General features: G+C 69.2%; 3 protein-coding genes and 1 pseudogene. 1 reads left to right on the top strand and 3 read right to left on the bottom strand.

What is annotated here, in order from left to right:
* Nucleotides 1-294: pseudogene (locus RTM68_RS17315) on the bottom strand (pilus assembly protein TadB); the annotation flags it as partial.
* Entirely contained in the window at nt 288-1,301 is a 1,014-nt protein-coding gene (locus tag RTM68_RS17310) for a TadA family conjugal transfer-associated ATPase (protein ID WP_312173345.1), read from the bottom strand. The pseudogene RTM68_RS17315 and the gene RTM68_RS17310, both read right to left, overlap by 7 nt.
* 412 nt (nt 1,302-1,713) lie before the next feature.
* On the opposite strand from RTM68_RS17310, the gene acs reads away from it, so the two are divergent.
* Nucleotides 1,714-3,681: an acetate--CoA ligase gene (acs, locus tag RTM68_RS17305; protein ID WP_312173342.1), complete on the top strand. Its 1,968-nt coding sequence runs from the start codon at nt 1,714-1,716 to the stop codon at nt 3,679-3,681.
* Between the two features lie 72 nt (nt 3,682-3,753).
* Here the strand turns inward: acs and RTM68_RS17300 are convergent, their stop codons facing one another.
* Entirely contained in the window at nt 3,754-4,212 is a 459-nt protein-coding gene (locus RTM68_RS17300) for a RidA family protein (protein ID WP_312173339.1), read from the bottom strand.
* Between the last annotated feature and the right edge of the window lie 39 nt (nt 4,213-4,251).

Here is a 4,251-nt window from a genome sequence, read left to right as displayed (position 1 = left end):
CGCGCCGACCGTGGTCGCCACCTCCCACGCCGCGGCGAGATCACGCCACGCACCACCCTCCGACTCGATCGCCGCCACGAGTGTCATGCCCTGTTGCACGCGCTCCACGACCGCGGCGGCGTGCTCGTCGCCTGTGTCGCCGAGGTGCCGCCACGCCGTCAAGGGCACGGCGCCCGCCTGCAGCAGCACGGCGAGCGTCTGCACCGACGTCGCAGCATCGGCGCCGCCCGTCGCAGCATCGACGTCTGCGACGCGGTGAGCCTCGGTGCGGCCACGGCGCAGCGCGATCACCATGGCTGCACCTCGACGATAGAGAGACGATCATCGGTCAGGGTGAACTCGCCGGCCTGCGCGATCCGCCGTCGCCCGTCCGGCGCGCGTTCGAGGTGCAGCACCACGGTGAACGCGCTGACGACCTGGCGCGCGAGCGCCGCGGCGTCCATCCCGGCGAGCGCACCCAGCGCCTCCATCCGCGCCGGAACATCACTCAGACCGCTGGCGTGCAGCGTGCCTGCTCCCCCGTCGTGTCCGGTGTTCAGAGCCGTCAGCAGTTCTCGCACCTCTTCGCCACGGCACTCGCCCACCACCAGGCGATCGGGACGCATACGCAGCGACTCACGCACGAGACGCGCGAGACTGATGCCGCCCGCACCTTCGAGATTCGACTGCCGTGCTTCAAGAGCGACATGATGCGGGTGCCTCGGTCTGAGTTCTGCGACGTCTTCGATCGTGACGATCCGCTCCGACGCCGGCGCAGCCGAGAGCAGCGCCGACAGCAGCGTGGTCTTGCCCGTTCCCGTGCCGCCGGTGATGAGGATGTTCGCGCGCTCATGCACGAGCCGCACCAGCCAGCTCTGGCCGCGCGCGTCGAATGTGCCGAGAGCGGCCAGCGCGTCGAGATCAGCGGCGCGCACTCGGGGCACTCTGATCGACAGTGCGGTGCCCGCCGTCGCCACGGGGGCGAGGACGGCGTGCACTCGGATTCCGGAGTCGAGTCGCACGTCGACACAGGGCGCCTGGTCGTCGAGATGACGGCCGCCGAGTCCCACCAGCGCCACCGCGAGATCGCGCACCTCTCGCTCGGAGGCGCTCCATTCCGGCACCGCCTCGGCGCCGTGCCCGCGGTCGACGAAGAGCCCCTGCGCGCCGTTGACGAAGATGTCGGTGACGTCGGGATCGGCGCAGTGCTCGGCCAGCGGCCCGAAGGCCGGATCGATCGGGAGGTACTCGGGGTCGGCCGCCTGAACGCTCTCCACGAACCGCGACGTCGCACGCGGACGGATGACGAAGGAATCGGGCATGCCCCGACGGTAGGCGCCCGGTGTGCCGCACGGACCGCGTTCGGGAGCCGTCGCGCACGCGCTGTGAGCAAGCTCATCTCATCTGCACCCGTGCAGAGAGATCGGTCGATCGGCGAGGTCCGATCCGCAGGCAGCAGAGAGCGCTCCCAGACGGAGAAGGGCGGCACCTCACGGGGGGAATGAGATGCCGCCCACGGCGCACCCTTTCGGGGGATTCGGGCGCGCCAAGGCCGGAATGAGAATTCGGCTGAGGTCGAGTGTACGCAAGGCCACCGTCCTGACAAAACCCGTCGGAGTACCGACTTTCGGCAGTATGCGACGTCAGCGGCCGAGACTAGATTCGCCGTGACCTGATCACGCCACCCCGGGGTCAGCCTGCACGACCTGCCATGCCGCAAAGGAGCGCCTGCCGATGAGCAGCCAGATCGATCATCTTCTCGATGAGACCCGTCAGTTCCCGCCGACCGAGGAGTTCGTCGCTCAGTCGATCTCCTCGCCCGCGCTGTACGAGAGCGCGGCGGCCGACCGCGAGGCGTTCTGGGCCGACCAATCACGCGAACTGCTCGAGTGGCACAAGCCCTTCACGCAGGTGCTCGACTGGTCGACGCCGCCGTTCGCGAAGTGGTTCGACGACGGCGAGCTCAACGTCGCGTACAACTGCCTCGACCGGCACGTAGAGGCAGGCAACGGCGACCGTGTCGCCCTGCACTGGGAGGGCGAGCCCGGCGACTCCCGCACGATCACGTATGCCGAGCTGACCGACGAGGTCAAGCGGGTCGCGAACGTGCTCGAAGACCTCGGCATCGGCCACGGCGACCGCGTCGCGATCTATCTGCCCATGATCCCCGAGGCCGTCGCGTCGATGCTGGCGGTCGCCCGGGTGGGCGCCATCCACTCGGTCGTGTTCGGCGGCTTCAGCGCGGACAGCCTGCGCTCGCGCATCGACGACGCGGGCGCGAAGCTCGTGATCACGGCTGACGGCGGCTATCGCAAGGGCCGCGTCTCGGCGCTCAAGCCGGCGGTCGACCAGGCGCTCGCCGACCGGGGCGACGGCGAGCAGCAGACCGTCGAGCACGTGCTGGTCGTGCGTCGCGGCGAGAACGAGGTCGAGTGGAACGCCGACCGTGACATCTGGTGGCATGAGGCTGTTCCGAACGCCTCGGCCGAGCACACCGCGCAGGCGTTCCCCGCCGAGAACCCGCTGTTCATCCTGTACACCTCGGGCACGACAGGAAAGCCCAAGGGCATCCTGCACACGTCCGGCGGCTACCTGACGCAGGCCGCGTACTCCCACAAGTACGTGTTCGATCTGCATCCCGAGACCGACGTCTACTGGTGCACCGCCGACATCGGCTGGATCACCGGTCACAGCTACGTCACCTACGGACCGCTGGCCAACGGCGCGACCCAGGTGATCTACGAGGGCACACCGGATGCTCCGCACCCCGGCCGCTGGTGGGAGATCATCGAGAAGTACAAGGTCTCGATCTTCTACACCGCTCCGACCGCGATCCGCTCGTTCATGAAGATCGGCCGCAGCGTTCCCGCGAAGTTCGACCTGTCGTCACTGCGACTGCTCGGCTCGGTCGGAGAGCCCATCAACCCCGAGGCGTGGATCTGGTACCGCGACGTGATCGGCGCGGGCACGACGCCGATCGTCGACACCTGGTGGCAGACCGAGACGGGCGCGATCATGGTCTCTGCCCTGCCCGGCGTGACGGCTACCAAGCCCGGTTCCGCGCAGGTCCCCCTTCCCGGCATCTCGATCGACGTGGTCGACGAGTCGGGCACCGAGGTCGGCAACGGCAACGGCGGCCTGCTCGTGGTCACGGAGCCGTGGCCGAGCATGCTCCGCGGCATCTGGGGCGACCCCGAGCGGTACCGCGAGACCTACTGGGAGAAGTTCGAGAAGCAGGGCTTCTACTTCGCCGGAGACGGCGCTCGCCTGGATGCCGACGGCGACCTGTGGCTGCTCGGACGCGTCGACGACGTGATGAACGTGTCGGGCCACAGACTCTCGACCGCCGAGATCGAATCGTCGCTCGTCGCGCACGAGGCCACAGCCGAGGCTGCTGTCGTCGGCGCTGCCGACGAGACGACCGGGCAGGCGGTGGTGGCGTTCGTCATCATCAAGGAGAGCTACCTGTCGGCGCACGACCCCGCAGGGCTCGCACAGCAGCTGCGCCAGTGGGTCGGCGAGCAGATCGGCGCGATCGCCCGTCCGCGTGACGTGTACATCGTGGGCGAGCTGCCCAAGACCCGTTCGGGCAAGATCATGCGGCGTCTGCTGCGCGACGTGGCCGAGGGCCGCGAGGTCGGCGACACGACGACCCTCGCCGACACCGCCGTCATGAGCATCATCTCGGCGCAGGTCAAGTAGAGCGCGTTCCGGTACACCGGATCGAAAACGGCCCCTCCCGATCCGGGAGGGGCCGTTCTTGATGACGCGCGCTCAGGCGAGGATGAAGGTGACTTCGACCTCGACCGGGCTGTCGAGCGGCAGCACGGGTACGCCGACTGCGGCACGCACGTGCCGACCGTCATCGCCGAAGATCTCACCGAGCACCAGGCTGGCGCCGTTGATGACGCCGGGCTGTCCGCTGAACTCCGGGACGGATGCCACGAAGCCGCCGAGCCGCAGGACCCCTGCGATGTTGTCGACTCCCCCCGCGGCATCCACCGCGGCGGCGAGGGCGTTCAGAGCACAGGTGCGGGCGTAGGCGTTCGCGTCGTCGGCCGAGACCTCGGCGCCGACCTTGCCGGTCGCCGGCAGCGATCCGTCGGTGAACGGAAGCTGACCCGAGGTGTAGACGAGTCCGGCATGCACGACCGCAGGCACGTACGCGGCGACGGGCGCTGCGACGGCGGGGAGCTCGATGCCGAGCTCGGCGAGGCGGGCAGAGACGCTCACGCGGCGCCTCCCTCGAACTGACGCGACGCCTGAGCGGCG

It is taken from the genome of Microbacterium sp., from assembly GCF_031988965.1.
Lineage (GTDB): Bacteria > Actinomycetota > Actinomycetes > Actinomycetales > Microbacteriaceae > Microbacterium.
Note: the sequence above shows the minus strand (reverse complement) of the source record. Positions and strands in the feature narration are given on the sequence as shown.